This is a genomic window from Thiocapsa sp. (genome assembly GCF_018399035.1).
Lineage (GTDB): Bacteria > Pseudomonadota > Gammaproteobacteria > Chromatiales > Chromatiaceae > Thiocapsa.
Genome location: NZ_CP073760.1, coordinates 2,480,959 through 2,503,748 on the forward strand (window position 1 = coordinate 2,480,959; position 22,790 = coordinate 2,503,748).

General features: G+C 64.7%; 12 protein-coding genes. 10 read left to right on the forward strand and 2 right to left on the reverse strand.

The features are described from left to right. Positions 1–23: 23 nt before the first annotated feature. Complete coding sequence (gene hrpA / locus KFB96_RS11295) at positions 24–4,049, reverse strand: ATP-dependent RNA helicase HrpA (protein ID WP_213461390.1); 4,026 nt, start codon at positions 4,047–4,049, stop codon at positions 24–26. A 443-nt stretch (positions 4,050–4,492) separates the two neighbouring features. Here hrpA and KFB96_RS26745 point away from each other — a divergent pair, with 443 nt between their 5' ends. The 6 genes from KFB96_RS26745 (at position 4,493) to KFB96_RS11325 (ending at position 9,694) form a co-directional block, all read left to right on the forward strand. Then, complete coding sequence (locus KFB96_RS26745) at positions 4,493–4,750, forward strand: hypothetical protein (protein WP_300971585.1); 258 nt, start codon at positions 4,493–4,495, stop codon at positions 4,748–4,750. A gap of 19 nt (positions 4,751–4,769) precedes the next feature. Then, entirely contained in the window at positions 4,770–5,762 is a 993-nt protein-coding gene (locus tag KFB96_RS11305) for a hypothetical protein (RefSeq protein ID WP_300971586.1), read from the forward strand. Between the two features lie 346 nt (positions 5,763–6,108). Further along, complete coding sequence (locus tag KFB96_RS11310; RefSeq protein ID WP_213501939.1) at positions 6,109–6,687, forward strand: bifunctional 2-polyprenyl-6-hydroxyphenol methylase/3-demethylubiquinol 3-O-methyltransferase UbiG; 579 nt, start codon at positions 6,109–6,111, stop codon at positions 6,685–6,687. 416 nt (positions 6,688–7,103) lie between these two features. Next, positions 7,104–7,484: a hypothetical protein gene (locus KFB96_RS11315; RefSeq protein WP_213461392.1), complete on the forward strand. Its 381-nt coding sequence runs from the start codon at positions 7,104–7,106 to the stop codon at positions 7,482–7,484. Between the two features lie 31 nt (positions 7,485–7,515). Further along, positions 7,516–7,971 carry a hypothetical protein gene (locus tag KFB96_RS11320; protein WP_213461394.1) on the forward strand — a complete coding sequence of 152 codons (456 nt, stop codon included), beginning with the start codon at positions 7,516–7,518 and terminating at the stop codon, positions 7,969–7,971. Between the two features lie 88 nt (positions 7,972–8,059). Then, positions 8,060–9,694 carry an LruC domain-containing protein gene (locus KFB96_RS11325; protein ID WP_213461396.1) on the forward strand — a complete coding sequence of 545 codons (1,635 nt, stop codon included), beginning with the start codon at positions 8,060–8,062 and terminating at the stop codon, positions 9,692–9,694. 152 nt (positions 9,695–9,846) lie between these two features. On the opposite strand, the gene KFB96_RS11330 is transcribed toward KFB96_RS11325, so the two are convergent. Next, positions 9,847–11,220 carry a sigma-54 dependent transcriptional regulator gene (locus tag KFB96_RS11330; RefSeq protein ID WP_213461397.1) on the reverse strand — a complete coding sequence of 458 codons (1,374 nt, stop codon included), beginning with the start codon at positions 11,218–11,220 and terminating at the stop codon, positions 9,847–9,849. Positions 11,221–11,439: 219 nt separating this feature from the next. On the opposite strand from KFB96_RS11330, the gene mfd reads away from it, so the two are divergent. From mfd to KFB96_RS11350, 4 genes are all read left to right on the forward strand, one after another. After that, positions 11,440–14,928 (forward strand): transcription-repair coupling factor, encoded by a 3,489-nt coding sequence (gene mfd, locus KFB96_RS11335; protein ID WP_213461398.1) that lies wholly within the window; start codon positions 11,440–11,442, stop codon positions 14,926–14,928. Between the two features lie 620 nt (positions 14,929–15,548). Continuing rightward, entirely contained in the window at positions 15,549–17,840 is a 2,292-nt protein-coding gene (locus KFB96_RS11340; RefSeq protein WP_213461399.1) for a S8 family serine peptidase, read from the forward strand. 404 nt (positions 17,841–18,244) lie between these two features. Continuing rightward, positions 18,245–19,624: an IS4 family transposase gene (locus KFB96_RS11345; RefSeq protein ID WP_213501941.1), complete on the forward strand. Its 1,380-nt coding sequence runs from the start codon at positions 18,245–18,247 to the stop codon at positions 19,622–19,624. Between the two features lie 1,061 nt (positions 19,625–20,685). Beyond that, on the forward strand, positions 20,686–22,617 hold the full coding sequence (locus KFB96_RS11350; RefSeq protein WP_213461400.1) for a right-handed parallel beta-helix repeat-containing protein: 1,932 nt from the start codon (positions 20,686–20,688) through the stop codon (positions 22,615–22,617). The last annotated feature ends 173 nt before the right edge of the window (positions 22,618–22,790 follow it).

The window sequence follows — 22,790 nt, forward strand, 5'->3', positions numbered from 1 at the left end:
CGCACGCGCCCGGCCATCCTGCCCTACAACCCCAACTCCCGCCAACGCGCCTCGATGCGCTTGACCGATACCGGGCCGGCGGTGCCGAGGGTCTGGGCGAAGAGCGAGACGCGTAGTTCTTCCAGTAGCCAGCGGATCTCCTCCAGACGCGGGTCTTCGCGGCCGGCCTTGCGGGCCGCGGCGGTGCGGTCGCGCCAGCGGGTCAGGAGCTCGGCCATGACGGTCATCTGCTCGCGGTCGCGTCCGGGGGCGTGAGCGAGCTTGTCGAGACGCTGCTCGGCGGCCTTGAGATAGCGCGGGTACTGCTTGAGCCGGTCGAAGGGGATCTGTTGGAAGAAGCCCCGGAAGACCAGTGCATCGAGCTGGTCGCGCAGGTCCTGCGTCGTCGGCTGCCAGTTGACCTGGGTAATGGCGGCGAGGCGCCGGCGCAGTGATTGGTAGGCGGCGAGGATCTCGGCGGCGAGCCGGGTGACCTCGTTGGCCGTCGGCTGGAGCCGGCTGCGGGATTCGGCGAGACGGGCCTCGAAGTCGGTCTGCGTTCGGATGGGCGGACGGTCGTCGAGGAAGGTCCGATCCAGGATGAGGGCCATCAGCTCGTCGGAGAGGTCGGGGGGACGGGGCTCGGATCCGCTCGGCGGGCGTGACGGCTGTCCGCCGGAGGTCGATGCGCCGGGACGCTTGGTCTCGGGGGATTCCGGGGCGGGACGCCCCGGCTCCATTGCGGGCGCCTTGGCGTAGAGCAGACGCAGCCGGTCCAGATCCTTGAGCGATTGGCGGATCGGGCGCAGGGTCGCACCGAGCGTCAGGGTCAGAAGCCGGCGCAGGCCCGCACGGTGGGCGTGCTCGGCTCCCTCGGGCGCATCCAGCACACGCACCGCCACGTTCCGGCCTTCGTCGACCAGGGCCGGAAAGCCGCGCATCCGGATCCCGCCGCGGGTGATCTCGACCTGCTCGGGCAGGTCGCCGAAGTCCCAGCGGGTGAGGCCCTCGCGTTCCAGCTCGGCGTCCGGGATGCGGGCAAACCGCGCCTGCCCCGCTTGGCCGAAACGCTGTTTGAGACGTTGCGGATCCTCGTCGAGCGCAAGCACCCTGCCCGCCTCGTCGACGAGTCGGACCTTCATCCGCAGATGCGCCGGGATGGCGTCGTGGTCCCAGGCGTCCTCGGGGATGCGCAGGCCCGTATCGGCCGCGATCCGCTCGGCGAGGACCTGCGTCAAAGGCCGATCGACCGGCGCCTTGCCCTCGGCGAGCGCGGCCTTGAGCCCGCCGGCCAAGCGTGCGGCGGTGTCCGGCACCGGGACCAGCGCCGTGCGCAGCCCTTTGGGCAGACCGCGCAACAGGGCCGTGATACGCGCCTCCAACAGTCCCGGCACCAGCCAATCCAGCCGCTCGGCGGTGACCTGATTGATGAGCGGCAAGGGCACGATCAGGGTCAGACCGTCGGCCGACTCGCCGGGCTCGAAACGGTATTCGAGCGGGAGCGCGGTGGCGCCGACTTGGAGCCGATCGGGGAAATGCTCGGGCGTGATCCACTCGGCCTCGTGCTGCATCAGATCGGTCGGGCGTAGATGCAGGAGCTTGGGATCCGTAGGGGTCGCCTTGCGCAGCCACTGCTCGAGCTGAGGCGTGGAATAGATCCCGGCGGGGATGCGCTGATCGTAGAAGGCGTAGAGCGTCTCCTCGTCGATGAGGATATCGCGACGGCGCGACTTGGCTTCGAGGTGATGGATCGACGCGATCAGCTCCTGGTTGTGACGCCAGAAGGGTGCACGGGTGCTGAAGTCGCCTTCCACCAGGGCGAAGCGGATGAAGATCTCGCGCGACTCGGCCGGGTTGATGGGTCCGTAGTTGACGCGCCGCTTGGGCACCAGGGTGACGCCGAACAGGGTCACCTTCTCGTAGGCCGCGACCTGCCCGGACTTGGCCTGCCAGTGCGGCTCGAAATAGCTGCGTTGCAGCAGATGCTGCCCCGCGGCTTCGATCCAGGCCGGTTGAACGCGCGCGACGATGCGCCCGTAAGCGCGGGTGGTCTCGACCCGCTCGGCCGCGAGGATCCATTTGGGCGACGTCTTGAAGAGTGCCGAGCTCGGGTGGATGCGGTAGCGGCTGTTGCGCGCGCCCAGGTACTCGTGATTCGTGTCGAGCGCGCCGATGTGATTCAGGAGTCCGGTCAGGAGTGCGCTGTGGATCTGCTCCTCGGTGCCGGCGGTCTGGTTCTCCTTGAAGCCCATCTCCAGGATCTGCTCGCGCAGTTGGGTCTCGATGTCGCGCCATTCCTGCACCCGGTTGTAGGAGAGGAAGTGACGCTGACAGAGCAGGCGAAACTGGTTGCGCGAAAGCGCCTTGCGCTCCTTCTCCAGGAAGCGCCAGAGGTTGAGAAAGCTCAGGAAATCCGAGTCCGGATGGGCGAAGGTGGCGTGGATCTGATCGGCGGCGGCGCGCTGCTCGTGCGGGCGCTCGCGCGGATCCTGGACGCTGAGCGCGGCGGCGATCACCAGCACCTCGGCCAGACACTGCTGCTCGGCGGCGGCGAGCAGGATGCGCCCGATCCGCGGGTCGACCGGCAGACGCGCAAGCCGGCGGCCCAGCTCGGTCAGCTCGCCGCGGGCATCGAGCGCGGCCAGCTCCTCGAGGGTGCGCTCGCCGTCGGCGACCAGGCGCGGATCGGGCGGATCCAGGAAGGGGAAGTCGGCCACGTCGCCGAAACCAAGCAGCTTCATGCGCAGGATCACGGCGGCGAGGTTGGTGCGCTGGATCTCGGGCTCGGTGAAGGCCGCGCGTGCGGCGAGGTTGTCCTCGCTGTAGAGCCGGATACAGATGCCGGAGGCGACCCGCCCGCAGCGCCCCTTGCGCTGATCGGCCGAGGCGCGCGAGATGCGCTCCACCGGCAAGCGCTGGAGCTGGCGGCGGTGGCTGTAGCGGCTGATCCGCGCAAAGCCGGGGTCGACGACATAATGGATGCCGGGAACGGTCAGCGAGGTCTCGGCGACATTGGTCGCCAGCACCACGCGCCGGGTGCCGTGCGACTGGAAGATCCGCGCCTGCTCCTGCGGCCCTTGGCGGGCGTAGAGCGGCAGGATCTCGGTCGCGGGCGGATGATGCTTGCGCAGGGTCTCGGCGGTCTCGCGGATCTCGCGCTCGCCGGAGAGAAAGACCAGCACGTCGCCGCGTCCGACGCGCGCCAGCTCGCCGACCGCGTCCGAGATCGCCTGCTGCATCGTCTCGTCGCGCTCGCCGACCGATTCGTCCTCGGGCGGGCGATAGCGGACCTCGACCGGATAGGTCCGACCCGAGATCTCGAGGATCGGCGCCGGGCGACCCTGCAGATCGGCGAAGTGGGCGGCGAAGCGCTGCGGATCGATGGTCGCGGAGGTCACGATCAGCTTCAGGTCCGGTCGGCGCGGCAGCAGACCCTTCAGATAGCCGAGCAGGACGTCGATGTTGAGGCTGCGCTCGTGAGCCTCGTCGATGATCAGGGTGTCGTACTCGTTGAGCAGCCGATCCTGCTGGATCTCGGCGAGCAGGATGCCGTCGGTCATCAGCTTGATCGCGGTCTCCGGGCGCACCCGGTCGTGGAAGCGCACCTTGTCCCCGACCAGCGCGCCGGCGGTCCCGCCGAGCTCCTGCGCGATCCGATTCGCCAAGGTGCGCGCGGCGATGCGCCGCGGCTGGGTGTGGCCGATCCGCCCGGCCAGCCCGCGTCCGAGCTCAAGACAGAGCTTGGGCAGCTGGGTCGACTTGCCGGAGCCGGTTTCGCCGCAGAGGACGATGACCGGGTGCGCCGAGATCGCCTCGGCGATCTCGGCACGACGCTCGCTGACCGGCAGCTCGGGCGGAAAGGCGATGATCGACGGGACGCCCGCGCGACGCCGTTCACAGAGCGCTTGGGATTCGCGCAGCGTCTGCCAAACGGCAAGCAGCCCGCGCTCGACCGGCTCGCCCGCACGCGCGCGGCGGCGCAAGCCGCGCAGACGTTGGCGCAGCCGGTGACGGTCCTGGATCAGACAGGTGCCGAGGTCGGCGTCGGTGGGAAACTGTTGGTCGGTCAAGGACGATTAGGTCAAAAGGTCCGGGGCGCCCGCAACGGCGGCGAATTCCGCGGCAAAGTCGTCATGAAGCGGCAGGATGCCAAGTGCCTCGCGGGAGTAACGGAGAAAACGGGCAGCGTTTGCGTATAGCCCCGGAATCAAGGTGTGAAGCGTGTTGAAGTGCTCCGAAATCGCAGCGCAGTCGGACGATACCCAAGATCAGATGCAGTGTACAGTGCGGGAAAAAGACAGCCTCGGCGCGGAGGATCCCTACAAGGCGCTCAAGACCGCCCTCAAGACGGTCCCTGCGCCTCTTCCTGGCACAAGTCTCCGCGCGCTATTCCGTTCGCGACACCTATCTGTTTGACAGCCGGGCCAAGGGTGATTTCCGCTCGGACAGTGATGCCGACCGTGCCATCCTGCTACGCGGCCAGCCTGGCGCCTTTCTCGATATCAAGCTGGAGTTGGCCGATATCGCCTATGACGTGCTGTTGGAGACCGGCATCCGCATCCAGCCGTTGCCGATATGGGAGGATGAGTGGACGCAACCGGAAGCCTACTCGAATCCGCAACGGCTCCTGAACATTCGCCGCGAAGGTATCCGCCTGGTTGCCGACTGTAAGGGCGGATCGGTCGACCGCGATCATATAGTTTGGGTGGTCACCCAGGCCACTGAGTATGTCGAGACCGTCCAGCGAGCATTTCCCGGAGAGCAATCCTGAAACATTGGCGAATCGACACATGCCCCAAAGCCGCGACATCCGCAACCAGATCGATGCCTTCCGATCTCTCTGTGATCGGGAGACCCCGGAACGCGTGCTGGCCGCGGTCCGGGAGGCATTGGCCGATCGGCATCGCCTGATGGTCGCCAAGGCCGCGGAGCTGGCCGGTGATCGGCTGATCGATGCGCTCGAGCCGGACCTGATCGCGGCCTATCGTCGTTTCCTGGACGATCCCGCCAAGCGCGATCCGGGCTGTACGGCCAAGGGTGCGATCGCGCGCGCACTGGTCGCGCTGGACAGCCAGGACGCGGGTTTCTACATCGCCGGCATCCGCTATCGCCAACCCGAGCCGGTGTGGGGAGGCAGCGTCGATACGGCCGTGGATCTACGCGTGAGCTGCGCCATCGGGCTCGCGGCCACGAGCGATTCGCGTGCCCTGATCCGCCTGGTCGACCTGCTCCACGACCCGGAGCCGCATGCCCGCAGCGGCGCGGCGCGTGCGATCGCCTGCACGCTGCCCTTGGCGGCCGAGGCGGTGCTGCGCTCCAAGGCGCTCGGCGGCGATCCGGAGCCGGAGGTGACGGGCGACTGTCTTGCCGCACTCTTGCAGGTGGCCGGCGAGGACGCGCTCGAATTTGTGGCCGGATTTCTCGTCACGCCGAGTCTGGAGATCAACGGTCTCGCCGCACTCGCGCTCGGGGAGTCACGGCTCGACGGCGCCTTGGATCTGCTGCGCGCCCGCTGGGACGCCGAGCCCTTCAAGCGCAGCGCGGAGCATCTGCTGCTGCGGGCGGGGGCGCTGCACCGCAGCGAGGCGGCGCTCGACTGGCTCGTCTCCGTCGTGGCGGATGCGGATCGCGCGAGCGCCGAGGTCGCGATCGCAGAGCTGGGCGCCTATCGCAACAACGCTCGGCTGCGGGCACGCCTTGGCGCCGTGGTCGCCGAGCGTGATGATCCGCGACTCGGCGCAGGCTATGCGAAGGCCTTTCCGGTCACGGCGCCGGGGGCGTAGCACGCCCCGGGCGTCGGTCGCTATCGGCGGCGCGTCTCGACCGCTGCGGCCCCCTCCTCCGACCACTCCTTCGACGGGATGGGCTCCCGGCAAAACCTGCTAAAGTGATTTCCGGGAATGCATCGACCAACAAGGGGCGACTTTAGTCGCCCGGTAACCATTGGAGGCATGCACGGCCGGGATGCTCATTCCCGGAAATCGCCTAAACCGCGCCGGCTCCAGCGGTTCTGAAATCCGCCGGGGCCGATCCCATCCAAAAACATCGCATACCGCACTGGGCGCGGTTTAAGCTCATAGACTCAGACCGATGAGCAAACAGGTGACCCTGTCGGATCCCCTTCAAGCCATGACACATCCAGCCTCGCCAGACACGCCCGACGACTTCGCCCGCTCTTGGGACGCGCGCTACGAAGGCGCGACAGCGATCCCGAAACCCGCCCTGGTGTTGCGCCAATGGCCGCACTTGCTCCCCGAAGGAGGCACCGCCCTCGACTTGGCCTGCGGGCTGGGCGCCAATGCGCTCTGGCTGGCCGAACGGGGGTTCCGGGTCTCGGCATGGGACCTGTCCCACACCGCCATCGCCCGGCTCCGGGAGGCGGCGCGCCTGCGAGGACTACACCTCGATGCCCGAGTCCGCGACCTCACCGCCCTGCCGCCGAGTCCGGAGAGCTTCGACCTGATCCTGGTCGCACACTTCCTGGATCGCGACCTGGCGCCGAGCATCGCCGCCGCGCTACGTCCCGGCGGTCTGCTCTTCTATCAGACCTTTGCGCGTGAGTCGCGCGGCTGCCGCGGTCCGACCAATCCGGCCTATCGCCTTGCCCGCAACGAGCTGATCAACCTCTTTCCCGACCTGACCATCCGCGCCTACCGAGCCGAAGGTCGACTCGCCCCACCCGAGAGCGGCTGGGCGACCTCGCCTTGATGGTCGCCCAACGGGTTTGAGGGGCAGAGACGGACATGAGCGCGAGTAGGCCGCGTAGGGCGGCGCCGGCAGGCGAGCACCGCGCTCGTTTCGCCAGCGCGCGCGGAACGGGGTGACGATCCGTCGCCGATCTCTTGAGTGCGCGAGAAGGCTTGGGCGTCAGAGGCCCAGAGGCCGCGCCCTGCCCACAGGAGACAAAGGTGCCCGCCGAGCGAGCCTCTCCTGCCTGTTTGACAGCCACTCGCGTAAAGCGGCTGCCGTATTGGCAGGGCAAGAACGGCAGATCAGGACCCGCATTCATTCAGAAAGTATTTTAGCTATTTAAAACAATATATTATAAAGATTTAAAATTCTGGCACGGAGTTTGTATTAGATGTCCCAGCACACTTTCAATCTGCGAGCAGAGGATATCAACCATGCACAACCGTCACTCGATCCGTTCTTTTGCTGTCGCTGTGCTCGCGATCCTGGGGATGAGCCTCGGCGGCTACAGTGCCGGCGCGTCGGCGAGCACCGCCGAGACCGGGGCCTTCAAGTACGACACCAGCCGCACGACGGCGGTGGCGATCGCGCTGGCGGACACCGCCGGTCAGCCGGCTCTGTTGAGCTTCTACAGCCAGGGTCCGAATGGCCTGCGGTTGCTGGAGAACACCTTCACCGGTGCGGGCGGGGACTACAGCGGCGTGCTGCGTCTTCCGGCGCACCTCAACACGGTGGTGCTGGTCATGCGCACCGCCGATCGGCAGAAGACCCTCACGCTGTCTGTCTTCAACGATTCGATCGTCTACTCTGAATAACTACAGACCCGGCTTCCAGGAGATCCACGCTATGTCAACGAAACGCTACCTTCCCGGATTTGCCGCAGCCTCGCTGGCGCTCTTGATGAGCAGCGGCGTTGCCGGAGCAGCCCCACCCGCCACCGTCGGTTTGATCGCGTTCTCGCCGGTGACGATTCCCGACAGCGGCGGAGCGGCCCTCGAACAAGCCGTGCTGACCCTTGGCGAGACGTCCTACGAGGTGACGTTCAGCGGCTTGGGTGTCGGCGGTGCGAAGGGTGTGGCGGTCACCGTGACCGGCGAGGTCTACGGGCTGAGCAATCCGAATGCGCTGGAGGGCGTCTATGTGACCGAGCTGGCCTCGGCGCCGCCGACGGAGGTGAGCAGCGATGATCTCTGGCTAGACAGTGCGCGCGGGGTGAGTCTGCTGCTGCACACGGACACCTCCGCCGCCGCCATCGCGGCGGGGAGCGATACCGTGCTGGTGCAATTCGGGTGGGCGGAATGACACGACCTGCGGTCGCCGCCCGATCCCCGCTCGGGTCGCGGGGCGTCAATGTCCATCTTCAACAGCTTGCGATTATAGGGATGCATCGATGAACCAGCTTCACTCCCTGAGGATTTCCGTGCTGACCGTGGCCTTGGGCGTCGCGGCCAATGCCGGCGCGACCGTGACCTGGCAGTACCTCGACGGCTTCAACAACCTCGGAGTACCCAATAACCTGGTCGACATGAGCGCCAAGATCCCGCCCGGTCTCCTGACCGAGATCCACGCGCGTCTGCCCGAAACCAAGGATATCCGCAAGACCGATCCGACGCTGATCACGGACGATCGGGGCGCGAACATCAATCTGCTCGAGGATGCCGAGATCAGCGTGGCCTTCGTCCACGAAGGCGCCGGCTACCGGAATGCCGTCGGGTTCTTCACCTACGATCCGGGCAATGTCCCGCGCTCGGCCGGCGAGCTGTCGACCAAGATCCTGTTCCCGAACTTCTCGCTCCCGCCCGAAGGCGGCCTGAAGACCGGGGACGGCGTCAACCTGGGCAAATTCAAGGCCGGCACGGCGGTCGGTTTCACCATCGTGTCGAACGGCTGGAAGGGCCGCGGCGTGGATCCCAATCACTCGCCGAGCGCCATCTTCTATTCGCTGAAGGCGCTGAATCCGGAAAAGCCGACCACCGCCGATCCGAACCTGAACGCGCATACGGTGCTGCTCTCCAAGCCGGAGGACGAGCTGCTGGTCCTGGGTTTCGAGGATCTGAACCGGGGCGGCGGCGATCACGATTTCAACGATGTCTTGATCGCCATCAAGGTCACCCCCTTCTCCGCGATCGATCGTGGCCAGGTGAAGCTGTTGAGCGTCGTCGCCGATACCGACAACGACGGGATCAGCGACGATCTGGACGCCTTCCCGACGGATCCGGCGCGGGCCGCGCGGCGGTTTTATCCGAATGCGACCGGCTTCGGGTCGTTGGCCTTCGAGGATCTGTGGCCGAAGAAGGGCGACTTCGACATGAACGATCTGGTGATGGCCTATCGGGTGATCGAGACCATCAATGCCCGCAACGAGATCACGGACCTCAAGCTGATCTACGAGATCCGGGCCCGCGGGGCGGGCTCGGACAACGGCTTCGGCGTGCATTTTCCGGGGCTGAGCCGCGACCTGATCGATACGGCGAAAACCACCCTGAGCATTCGCGATCAGGCGCCCGTGGCGCTCCCCCTGGAGGCCGGACAGAGGGATGTGGTCTTCATCCTGTCGTCCAATGTGACGACCCTGACCAAGACCGGGGCGGCCTTCCCCTGCTCGATGTTCAACACCGTGATGCGGTGTCCGCGCTCCGCGCCGGTGCCGATGGTGGCGGAGATCCATTTCAAGACGCCGTTGCCGCGCGAGCAGGTCGGGGATGCGCCCTACAACCCCTTCATCTACCGCACCTCCAAGCGCGGTCTGGAGGTCCACCTGGTCGATCATCCGCCGACCGACAAGGCCGATCCCAAGCTGTTCGGAACGCTGGACGATCGTTCGGATCCCGCGCAGGGCCGCTACTACCGGACCGCCGACGATCAGCCCTGGGCGCTGGACGTGCCGGAGACCTGGCGTCATCCCACGGAGTGGAACAACATCGCCTGGGCCTATCCGGACTTCGTGACCTGGGCCAACAGTCGCGGGGCGAAGGCGGCGAACTGGTACATCGGGCGGATGACCGAGGCGCAGATCTTCAAGTGAGGACCGCGTCGCGGGGCTCGGCAGCGGCGGTGTGACGGGCCGACGGTGCCTCACGCGCGGGTCCAGGCCGGCGACGAGGCGCAGCCCTTCGCCCGGTCTCCCGCGTCGGCCGAGCCCATGGGCAGGCGCGCGGCAACCGCGGATCCGCGGGGTCACGGGGCGGGGTCGTCGGAATCCTCCTTCCGATCGGCCAGCATCCGATACAGGGTGCGCTCTCCGATGCCCAGGATCCGCGCCACCGCACTGCGGCGTCCCGCGTGGCGCTCGAGCAGCAGCCGCAGGTAAGCCTGCTCGATCTCGGCCAGTGTCGGCTCGTGGTCGAAGGCGAGGGAGACCGCAGCGGCAGGGGCATCGGCAGGGGCAGGCGCACCGGTGTGCGACAGGGTGAGATGCTCCAGGTCGATCTTGAGCTTGTTGCCGGATAGGATGATCGCCCTCTCGACCACGTTGCGAAGCTCCCGGACGTTTCCCGGCCAGGAATACTCCATGAGCAGGCGCATGGCCGGCTCGCTCACGCGTTTGGCGATTCTGGACGACATCCCCGAGTTGCCCAGAAAGTACCGCGTCAGCGCGGCGACATCCTCGCGGCGCTCGCGCAGCGGCGGCACAGGGACGACGAAGGCATTGAGACGAAACAGCAGGTCCTGGCGAAACTCGCCCCGTCGAGCCATGCCTTCGAGATCCCGGTTGGTGGCCGCAAGGATGCGCACGTCCGCTTCGAGGTCCGTTGCACTGCCGAGCCGGCGGAACCGCTTGGTCTCCAACACGCGCAGGAGCTTGGCCTGGATCGCGGCCGGGATCTCGCCGATCTCGTCGAGAAACAGGGTGCCGCCGCGGGCTTGCTCGATCAGCCCGGGTTTGCGTTGCGTGGCCCCGGTGAAGGCCCCCCGCTCATGCCCGAAGAGCTCGGACTCGAAGAGGGTTTCCGGCAACGAGCAGCAGTCCACCTCCACCAGCGGGCCCTGTGCACGCACACTGAGCCGGTGAATCTCCTGCGCAACCTTCTCTTTACCGACCCCGCTCTCGCCGAGGATCAGCACGGTGGCCTCGCTGGGGGCCACGGCTTTGAGGCTGTCGAGGAGGTGGCGCAGCGGCTCGCTCTCGCCGACCAAGAGACTCGGCGCCTCATGCCTGACGACGCTGGTATAGAACTCCCCGCTGCGGTAGAGCAGGGCGTTGTCGATGATCCGCCGGATCGCGCTCGTCAGCTCGCCGAGATCCAAGGGTTTGACCAGAAACTCCGCCGCACCCAAACGCAGGGCCTGCAACGCCCCTTCGACCCCGGTCTCGTCGCAGACCATCAGGATCGGGTACTCGAGCGCCCACTGCTCCAGCCGACCTTTGTCGACATCCTTCGGCCAAGGCGACTCCAGCAGGATCAGATCCGGAGGCTGGTCGATCAAAGCCGTGCGGGCCTCGCCCCCGCTCGCCGCCGTCGTCACCTGGTAACCAGAACCTTGCAGTAACACCGAGATCTCTCGGCGGGCCGTTTCGCCTGCGGCCACCAGCAGGAGGTTATCGGACATGCTGAGCGCTCCGTGCCGTTGCGTGAAAGGGCAAGTCTAGGCGATATTCGTCGGCGGGTCGCTGATGTAGAGTTCCCGAACCCAGGTCAAGATATCGCCTATCGCGCCGACGGCGAAGGACATCAGCGGCTCCGCACACCTGGAAAAGAATCTCGACTTCCCGACGGCGACGCTGTGCGAGAATCCTTGCCCTGTCGTTGTCGCGAGGTAATGCCGTCCATGCACCCGGTGGCCCTGAACAAGATGCCGTCTCCGCTCGGCCCGCCGCTGCCCGGTCGACCCGGCGAGCGCCTGCTGTGGGGGCGGCTGTATGGCGCGAGCGTCGCGCTCGCGATCGCCGAGGCCGCGCGCACGCATGACGGGCTGATCCTCGCGGTCGTCCCGGATGTCCAAGCCGCTGCCCATCTGCGCGCCGAGCTCGGATTCTTTTTGGCCGGGAGCGGCCTCCCGCTGCTGGGTTTTCCGGACTGGGAGACCCTGCCCTACGACGTCTTCTCGCCGCTTCCCGAGCTGGTCTCGGAACGGCTCTTGACGCTGCACCGCTTGCCGGGGCTCGACAAGGGCGTCTTGGTCGTCCCGGTCGCCACCCTGATGCAGCGCTTGCCGCCGCGCGAGTATGTGGACGGGCAGTCACTGGTGCTTGCGGTCGGGGATCGTCTGGACCTGGATGCGACGCGGCGGCGCCTGGAGCGTGCCGGCTATTCCTGCGTCTCCCAGGTCATCGGTCACGGCGAGTATGCGGTGCGTGGCTCACTGCTCGACGTCTTTCCGATGGGCAGCGAGGTCCCGCTGCGCATCGACCTCTTCGACCAGGAGGTCGAGACCATCCGGACCTTCGACCCGGAGACCCAGCGCTCGCAGGAGAAGCTGGAACGGGTCCGGATGCTGCCGGCGCGTGAATTCCCGCTGACCGAAGAGGCGATCTCGGGGTTTCGCCAACGCTATCGGGCGAGCTTCGAGGGCGACCCGCAAGCCAGCCTGGTCTATCGCGAGGTGTCGGAGGGGCGCACGCCGGGCGGGCTGGAATACTATTTGCCGCTCTTTTTCGAGGCGACCGCGACACTCTTCGACTATCTGCCCGCGGGCGTCCTGGCCTTGGAGTCCGACACCTGCCGCGAGACCGCGACGAGCTTCATCGCCGGCGTCGCTCAGCGCTACGAGCAGCGTCGTCACGACATCGAGCGTCCGCTCCTGCCGCCCGCTAAGCTCTATCTGCATCCCGACGAGATGGCCGGGGCGCTCAACCGGCTGTCGGGCGTGCTCTATCAGTCCCCCGAGGTGCCGGATCGGCGCAAGGGATATGCGGCGTTTCACAACTTCGCGACCACCACCCTGCCCCCGCTCGCCATCCAGGCGCGCGCGGCGCAACCTGCGCAAGCCTTGCAGGACTTCCTGAGCGCGCCGGGACGTCGGGTCCTGTTCGTCGCCGAGAGTACCGGACGGCGCGAGATGCTCGCCGAGCATCTGGCCGGGTTCAACATCCGTGCTCGTCAGATCGAGGGCTGGCAATCCTTCATCGACGGCGATCTCGAGATGGCGTTGACGGTCGCGCCGCTGGAGCGCGGTCTGCTGCTGGAAGACCGCGGCATCGCCCTGGTCACCGAGACCCAGCTCTACGGCGAGCGGGTGCGCCAGGAGCGGCGGCGCCGCGCGCGCGAGCGCGACAGCGACGCCATCGTGCGCAACCTCACCGAGCTCACCGCGGGTGCGCCGGTCGTGCACGAGGAGCACGGCGTGGGGCGCTATCTGGGGCTGCAAACCCTGCAGGTCGGCGGCATGACCACCGAGTTCCTCGCGCTCGAATACGCCAACGGCGACAAGCTCTATGTCCCGGTCAGCTCCCTGCATCTGATCTCGCGCTACACCGGGGCCTCGCCCGAGAATGCCCCGCTCCACCGGCTCGGCGGCGAGCAGTGGGACCGGATCAAGCGCAAGGCCGCGCAGAAGGCGCACGACGTGGCCGCCGAGCTGCTCGATATCTATGCACGGCGAGCCGCCCGCGAGGGTGTGGCCTGCCCGGCGCCGGGTGACGACTATGCCGCCTTCGCCGCCGCCTTCCCCTTCGAAGAGACGCCCGATCAGCTGCGCGCCATCGAGGGCGTGATCGCGGACATGGAAGACGCCAAGCCGATGGACCGAGTGGTCTGCGGCGATGTCGGCTTCGGCAAGACCGAGGTCGCCATGCGGGCGGCCTTCATGGCCGTGCAGGGCGGACGGCAGGTCGCCGTGCTGGTGCCGACCACGCTGCTCGCCCAACAGCATTTCGAGAACTTCTCCGACCGCTTCGCCGACTGGCCGATCAAGATCGAGAGTCTGTCGCGGTTCCGCACGGCGAAGGAGCAGAAGAAGGTGCTCGAGGGTCTGGCCGACGGCACGGTCGACATCCTGGTCGGCACCCACAAGCTGCTGCAGCCCAACCTGAAATTCAAGAATCTGGGACTGGCGATCATCGACGAGGAGCACCGTTTCGGGGTGCGCCACAAGGAGCAGCTCAAGAATCTGCGCAGCGAGGTGGACATCCTGACCCTCACGGCGACGCCGATCCCGCGCACGCTCAACATGGCCATGTCCGGCCTGCGCGATCTGTCCATCATCGCCACCCCGCCGGTCGAGCGTCATCCGATCAAGACCTTCGTCAGCCCCTGGAACGACGGACTGATCCAGGAGGCGGTGCTGCGCGAGCTCAAGCGCGGCGGTCAGGTCTATTTTCTCCACAACGAGGTGGAAACGATCGAGAACCAAGCGCAGAAGCTCGAGGCACTGATCCCGGAGGCGCGCGTGCAGGTCGCGCACGGACAGATGCGCGAGCGTGATCTCGAACGGGTGATGCGCGACTTCTATCACCAGCGCTTCAACCTGCTGGTTTGCACCACCATCATCGAGAGCGGCATCGACGTGCCGAGCGCCAACACCATCGTCATCAACCGGGCGGACAAGCTGGGCCTGGCGCAGTTGCATCAGCTGCGCGGACGCGTCGGGCGCTCGCACCATCGCGCCTATGCCTATCTGATCACGCCGCCGACCACAGCGATGACGGCGGATGCCAAAAAGCGACTGGAGGCGATCGAGTCGATGGAGGATCTGGGTGCCGGCTTCACGCTGGCGACCCATGATCTCGAGATCCGCGGTGCCGGCGAGCTGCTCGGCGACGAGCAATCCGGTCAGATCCACGAGGTCGGCTTCTCCCTCTACATGGATCTCTTGGAGCGGGCCGTGCAGGCGCTCAAGGCCGGTCGCACGCCCGAGCTGGACCGCCCGCTGAGCCACGGCGCCGAGATCGACCTCGGCCTACCCGCCCTCTTACCGAGCGACTATCTGCCCGACGTGCATGCGCGTCTCGTCATGTATAAGCGGATTGCGAGCGCCGCCACGGCCGGCGATCTCAGGGAGCTGCAGGTGGAAATGATCGACCGCTTCGGTCTGCTGCCCGAGCCGGCCAAGAACCTGCTCGAGATCACCGAGCTGAAGCTGAAGGTCCAACCGTACGGGATCCGCAAGATCGAAGCCGGGCCGGCGAGCGGGCGGATCCTCTTCGACGAGGCGCCGAGCATCGACCCCGGCAACCTGATCCGGCTGATTCAGCAAAAGCCAAAGGAATTCAAACTCGACGGCAGCGACAAGCTGCGCTTCTACCGAGACATGGCCGAGCCGCAACGGCGGCTGCAACAGGTCAACGCGGTGGTTGCGCAGTTGGTCGGCCCAAAATAAAAGGGGCATTCGAGTCGCAACGGTTGCGAGGGGGGAGCACCCATCCTCCACCCCGTCGTTCCGATTGTGATGCAGGGTTGCAGCGCTAAGGCGCAGTCAATTGCGGACGCGTTGATGCGATATCGACTCCCGAGCAGGCGGTCGGCGTTGCTTCGGAGGTTGGTTCGGCAAAACATTTCCGACGTGTGCTGACCTGGATCATTGCGGTTCTCCACCGATTCTCCTACCTTCAAAGCTCGGCTACGGCGTGTGACCCTGCGACTCAGATGCGTCGCTTAGTCGGTATTACCTTTACATCGAGCTTTCGATGTTTCTGGAGCACGTCATATCGGCGCTGCCGCGATGCGTCACTTCAAGGAAGAAACCTCCATGCCCCGATCGATCACCTTCCCGCACATCTCGCAGATCCGGTGCCACGTGTCGCCGGCCCTCGCCGCACTCCGCCACGCCAATCTAGCCCTTTCTTTCCGAGAATCAGCCCAAGGAGCGGACAACGGCTCAGGGCTCGTCCGTGCGAGCGCACGTCGGCGTCATGCTAATCATCGGGGTAGCCCGGTCGGCTTACACGACATCAGTAATCCCTCTCAGAGATCCCGGAGACCGAGAATGGTGTCCGGGCGTTGAATTCGACCATTTCGCTCATCGCGAGAAAGATCACCATGAACATTCGCCCAAAGGTACAAAAGGAACGGAACGTTGTTCGACGTGCAAAGAATGCCTCGATTTCAGTCACCCTCGCATTCGTTGCCGGGTTCGCTGCCATGTCGACCTCGTCGGCCAATAGCGCAATCGACGCACCTAACGCTCCAAATCGGAGCGTGGAGCTTGAGACCAAGACGGGGCAAAGCACGGATTACCGTGGCGCTCCATCGGAAAAAGGCGTGGCTCATCGCGAGTTGTTGGATCAAGCTCAATCCTTAGGTCGAGTCCCGGTCATCGTAAAACTCAAGACCTGGTTGCAGCCCGAATCAATACTCGACCATGACGGAATCTCGCAACAGCGAGAAGTGCTCTCGACGATGCAACAGCGCGTTCTGGATGATTTGTCCGCGACGAGCGGACGGGATCAAGCAGCCATGGGCATCAAGCGCTTCGCTCTAACACCCGCTTTCGCGATGCAGGCGAGTGAGTCCGACATTTTGGACCTCCTAGCGCATCCCGACGTTCTCGATGTGGTGGAGGATAGCATCATGCTCCCCTTCCTAATGGATAGTGTTCCGCTGATTGGCGGACTCGATGGCTCCTTCCGTGGATACACCGGGCAAGGCCAAGTCGTCGCCGTTCTGGATACGGGCGTGGATAAGAATCACCCCTTTTTGAGAGGTAAGGTGGTTGCGGAGGCATGCTACTCGTCGAATGTCCCTGCACTCGGTGCGACTTCGCTTTGTCCGGGAAGCGTGTCTGAATCCACGGCAAGCGGCTCCGGAATCAATTGTCCGGTCACCTTAGCCGGTTGTGATCACGGCACCCATGTCGCGGGAATCGCCGCAGGACAAAGTGACAGCTTTTCCGGTGTTGCCAGAGACGCCGACATCATCGCCGCTCAGATATTTTCTCGTTTCAATTCAGTCAGCATCTGTGGGAGCACAGCTCCTTGCATTCGCACGTTTACTTCTGATTCCCTTCGTGCGTTGGAGCGCATCTACCTTCTCAGAACCAATCACTCAATCGCGGTCATCAACATGAGTCTCGGAGGCGGTGCATTTACGGGCCCCTGTAACGATGATGCCAGGCGCCCGATTATCGACCAGCTGCGAACCGCTGGCATTGCAACCGTCGCTGCCAGTGGAAACGAGGGCTACATCAACGCGATCAGCGCGCCCGCATGCGTTTCGAGTGCGATCAGTGTTGGAAGCACATCGAAGGCGGACCAGATTTCGATCTTCTCCAATAGCGCTTACTTCCTCGATTTACTGGCGCCCGGAGAATCCATTTATTCAGCAGTCACAGGCACAGGCTACGCGTCTAAAAGCGGAACCTCGATGGCAACACCACACGTCGCCGGAGCTTGGGCCGTGATCAAATCAGCGCAACCCGCCGCAGACCCCGATACCATTCTGAGCACGCTCAAATCGACTGGAATGTCTCTTACTGATGTCAACGACATCACAACGCCTAGGGTTCAGGTTGATCGCGCTGTCGATGAGATCGCGGGCACACAAGCGGCCATCAACACCGCTGTCCTACCCTACGCCCGTGCCGTCGCGATCGCCGAAACCGCCACCGCCTTCGCGAGCGTCATCAACAGCGGCGACGCGACGGCATTAGATTGCTTGATTGCCCTGCCCACTGGCATTCCCGCAACCTTGAGCTACCAGACGACCACCGCAGCCAACGCCCTGACCGGGTCACCGAACACCCCTGTCGACATTGCCGCTGGCGCAACCCAAGGCTTCGTCTTCGGCATCACACCGAGCCAAGCGATGGCCGCGACCGAGATCCCGCTGGTGTTCGACTGCGCCAACACCGCTCCGGCGGCGAGCTATCCCGGCCTCAACACCTTCATCCTCTCCGCCGCCGCAACCGCGCCGCCGGATCTCCTCGCCATCGGCGCGACCCCGAGCGGCGACGGCGTGGTGCGCTTGCCAAGCCGCGACGGGACCGGTTTCTTCGCCACGGCGGCGGTGAACATCGGCAGTGCCGGGTCGATCACCGTCAGCGCCGACGACGGCGGGCGCGGTCTGCCGCTGAGCCTGCGGGTCTGCGAGACCACCCCGGCAGGGGAATGGATCGTTTGCGGAAACAACCTGACACGTTCCGTCGGCGCTGCCCAAACGGCCTATTACAGCGTTTTTGCCACAGGCACCGGTCAGCCGATCGCCTTCGATCCGGCCAACAATAGACTGTTCCTGCGCTTCGCCGCGAACGGGAGGACGGTGGGTGCGACGAATGTCGCGGTGACGGCGCCGTAGCAAGGCACATGGCTGAGCGGTTAGATCACCTGGTCGCGGCCCCCAAGCCATTCCCGCTTGTCTTCATTTGGACGACGCGACTCTATAGCGAGCTTGCGCCTTGATCATCAGGAAGCTTCCTTAGATGGGCCATTCAGAGTACGAAACAGATATGACTCGATGCCTACATGCCGGCCGCGATACAGCGCCGACGATATGGGGAAAACCCCGATCCGTGAACGCCAGTCAATCCACCGAGCCGACCAGACGAGAGCAGTGCGAGGAAGGATCCATGTCTACCCCGAATGGCACTAAGATAAGGGAGGATGCAGTCGCAAGATCCTGAAAAGTTAGGGGGGGAAGGGCTGCCAAGGTGATAGGCTGAACTCGCCAAAGCCAACTCACCACCTCGGACGGCAGCCCCCATGCATCCTAACCAGCACGCCGCGCAACGGCAACGCGTCCTTGCCCATGTCGCCGACACCGATGTCGGCGGATTCTTCGACCTGTTGAGCGCTCCGCAGCTGCTCGACCGGGTCGAAGCGCTCCAGCTGCCGTTTCGCAAGCGGGTGTACTCCCCGACCGAGACCCTGGCAATGTTCATGACCCAAGCGCTCTCGGAGGACGGCAGTTGCCGTGCCGTGGTCAACGCCGCGGCGGTACGGCGTGCGCTCGACGGCGAGGCGCCCCTCGCGACCAACACCAGTGCCTATTGCCAAGCGCGGGCACGCTTGCCGTTGCCGATGATCACGACGCTGGCGCGCGAGGCCGCGGGGTTGGTGGCAAAGGCTGCGCCCGGCTGGTGGCTGTGGCAGGGGCGACGGGTGCGCCTGGTCGACGGCGCGACGGTGACCTTGTCCGATACCCCGCAGAACCAGGCCAAGTATCCGCAGCCCGCCAGCCAGAAGGCCGGCCTGGGCTTTCCGATCGCACGGTTGGTGGCCTTGGTGTGTTTGGCGACCGGGGCGGTACTCGATGCCGCGCTCGGCCCCTGCGCGGGAAAGGGCAGCGACGAGCAGACGCTGCTGCGCGAGCTGCTCGACAGCCTCCAAAGCGGGGAGATCCTTCTCGGCGACGCCTTCTACGCGACCTATTTTCTGCTCTGCGAGCTGGTGCGCGGCGGCGTGGACGGGCTGTTCGAGCAGCACGGTGCGCGCAAGCGCAGCACCGATTTCCGCCTCGGTGAGCGGCTCGGCGCGCGCGATCACCTGATCGTGCCGAGCAAGCCGAAGAAGCGACCCGACTGGATGAGCCCCGAGGAATACGCGCAAGCCCCGGCGACTCTGAAGGTGCGCGAGTTTCAGGCCGGCGGCAAGATCATGGTCACCACGCTGCTCTGCCCGAAGGCGACCCCCAAGTCCATGCTCAAGGTGCTGTACCGGCAGCGCCGGCACGTCGAGCTGGATCTGAGAAACCTCGAGACCACGCTCGGCATGGAGCATCTGCGCTGCAAAACCCCGGCGATGGCCCTCAAGGAACTGTGGGTCTACCTCTTGGCCTACAATCTGATCCGGCTCTTGATGGCGCAGGCCGCTGTGGTGGCGGACCAGATCCCGCGCCAGCTCAGCTTCAAGCATGTCGTGCAGATGTGGGGCTGCGTACTGCAGTGCGGCGGCACCCACGACAGCGTCTGCATCCATGCCCTGTTGGTGCTGATGGCCCAACCCCGCGTAGGTCGACGAGCCGGTCGGATCGAACCGCGCGCCTTGAAGCGGCGCCTGAAAAGCGACCCGCTGTTGACCAAGCCGCGGAAGATCGCGCAGGAGGAGGTCCGCGAACATGGCCACCCCAAGAAACAGCGTTGAGCGCCGTTTCCGTGTCGCGGAGTCCGATCGGAATAGACCGTTTTTGAAAGAGTTTTTTCTTAAGTTAAACCGCGCCCAGTGCGGTATGCGATGTTTTTGGATGGGATCGGCCCCGGCGGATTTCAGAACCGCTGGAGCCGGCGCGGTTTAAATTATTAAAAAATATAAAATTTTAAACCGCGCCCCCCGCTAAGGGTCGTGGATTCACCAAACTTCGAACTCACTCGAAAGTGAGCATCTCGCTCTGGACGCGGTTTAGTGCCATTCTGGTCAGAGCCGAGAGTGATTTCATTCCGGTATCCATGCGATTCACTGATCGATTCGCGCGATCCAGTCCGACACCAGTGCGATCACCCGCACAGCGTCGAGCCGCGCTGTCCCAAGATCCGCGATGATGCCACACACGCCGTCTCATCGGGGCGTCGATCGTTAGGCAGGCATGCGGTCGGCCCCGCAGAGTTCGCCGGATTCCTGTCACGTGAAGATTGAACGGCAGCGCCATCGGGTCAGACCCCGCTCCCGATGTTCCGGCACCCTTCTTTGAACCCCAACCCACCTGTGCAGCCATGTTCCGCCGTCACGGCATCGAGGAGGCTGGCCCTTATGAAGTGCTGTGCGATCAGGAACAACACGTCTGGGCCAAAGAACGCCGCGCCTCGCTGGGATCCCGGCGTGTCGTGGAGGGCAACGCCGTCGGGGCGACGACCGAGACACCTACAACGTCTACGCCGACCCGAGAGCGCAGGGCAAGATCACCTTCGAGGTCTGGCGCACCCTTGCCCAAGCCCGGCAACGACCCGCGTCCGTCTGGAACCTTCTAGCTGCTCGACAGTGACCACATCAAACTGGCCGATAAGTACGCCAAGCGTGTCGAGGATGCCCTCAAGGTCTGATCCCGACGTGACGGTACGACGCATCAAAACAGCCCGAACGCATGGATTTCCGACCTTCAGGAGTGTACGGTTATGGCCCACCTTGGATGCAACGAACACTGAGTACGCGCACGTGCCGCACCTGTCACATCACGACAGAGGATGTGCCTCAGTCTTAGGGATTACCTCATGACCCGATCGACCTTCGTCTTACCCGGCCTTCTCGCCTCTACCCTCGCGCTCTATGCCTTGAGTACCCCGGTCAACGCGGCGGTCTTCTGCGTCGACGACGCGACAGACCTACAGGCGGCGCTCACTACAGCGACCTCCAACGGCGAGGACGACCAGATCCAGATCGTCCAGGGCACCTATGTCGGCGGATTCATTTACGATGGCGCGGAAGCAAAAGCGCTATCCCTGCGAGGCGGATACGTGACCGGTTGCGGCCAACGCGATCTCGATCCCGCCAACACGATCCTTACCGGCAATGGGAAGGAGCAGGTGTTGACGCTGTGGGGGGCATATCAGCCGGATTCGGAGGGCGCGGCGCTAGTGGTGGAGTGGCTGACCCTCCGAAACGGACTTCGTACCGATGGTATGGGTGCTGGATTGTTGGTTGCCTTTCCGGGTTCCGTGCACCTCAAGCACAACACGATCGAGCAGAACGTCGAAGGAGGAGGCGCAACAATATTTCTGAGCCGGCGCGACACCGCGGTGCTCACCGGGAACTTGATCAGCGGCAACACGATGTCAGGCAATGGGGGCGGTTTGTTTATCCATGCCTCTGGAACCGGGATGGATACCGATGGCCCCGTAACGATCACGCTTTCGGGCAATATCATTCGTGGCAATCACGCAGGCTATATGGGTGGGGGCGCTATCCTGAATGTAAGTGACAACACCGTTGCCTCCGTTACCCTAACCAACAACACATTCGTCGACAATTCTGCGAACTTTGGTTCGGCCCTTTCTCTCGTACTGCCAGGCGAGTCAGGCAGTTCTTCCTCACTCTACAACAACCTTTTCTGGCGTAATTCGAATTCCGATCTGTCCATCCAGAGGGCCATTCGAAGCGACGCATTGCCCTCACCAGTCACTCTACTTCACAACAACTTCGACCAGACGCCCGGCACGGGTTTCTACATTACACCCCCGATCCCCATCGACCCCAGCAACCTCGACAAGGTCGATCCGCTCTTCGTCGATCCCGAGAACGGCGATCTAAGTCTCCTGCCCGGTTCACCGATGATCGATGCAGGTGATCCAGGCACGCCGAATCTCCCGTCGATCGATTTTGCCGGCCAACCACGGGTCATCGGCGGTGTTGTCGACATCGGCGCGTATGAGTTTGACGATGGTTTCATTCCGGGCGCCCTGTTGAACTCGGCTGTACTACCCTACGCCCGTGCCGTGGCCATCGGCGACACGGCAACTGCCTTTGCAAGCGTCATCAACAGCGGCAACGCAACGGCGACCGACTGCTCGATCGCACTGCCGGGCGGACTACCGGCGTCCTTCAGCTACCAGACCACCAATGCCGCCAACGCGCTGATCGGGATTCCCAATTCACCGATTGACATCGCGCCCGGCGTCACCCAAGGCTTCGTCTTCGGCATTACCCCGAGTCAAGCAATGGCCGCGACCGAGATCCCACTGGTGTTCGACTGCGCCAACACCTCCCCGGCACCCAGCCACGCCGGCCTCAATACCTTCATCCTCTCCGCGGCGGCGAGCGCGCCCCCGGATCTGCTCGCCATCGGCGCAACCCCGAGCGGCGACGGCGTTGTGCGGCTTCCAGACCGCAACGGCACCGGCTTCTTCGCGACGGCGGCGGTGAACATCGGCAGTGCCGGGTCGATCACCGTCAGCGCCGACGACGGCGGGCGCGGTCTGCCGCTGAGCCTGCGGGTCTGCGAGACCACCCCGGCAGGGGAATGGATCGTTTGCGGAAACAACCTGACACGTTCCGTCGGCGCTGCCCAAACGGCCTATTACAGCGTTTTTGCCACAGGCAACGGTCAGCCCATCACCTTCGATCCGGCCAACAATAGACTGTTCCTGCGCTTCGCCGCGAACGGGAGGACGGTGGGTGCGACGAATGTCGCGGTGACGGCGCCGTAGCCCGGCACCTGGTTTTGGAGAGAACTCTGGGTCAATGCGAACTACCCGGCAGTGGCAGCAAGTCATCATCCGGTCTTCGCGACTCGATCGCGACTCAGTAACTTGATCACCGAGAAGTTGCTTTAAAAAATGGGACATTCACAGGACGAAGTCGTTATGAATCCATGTTTTCG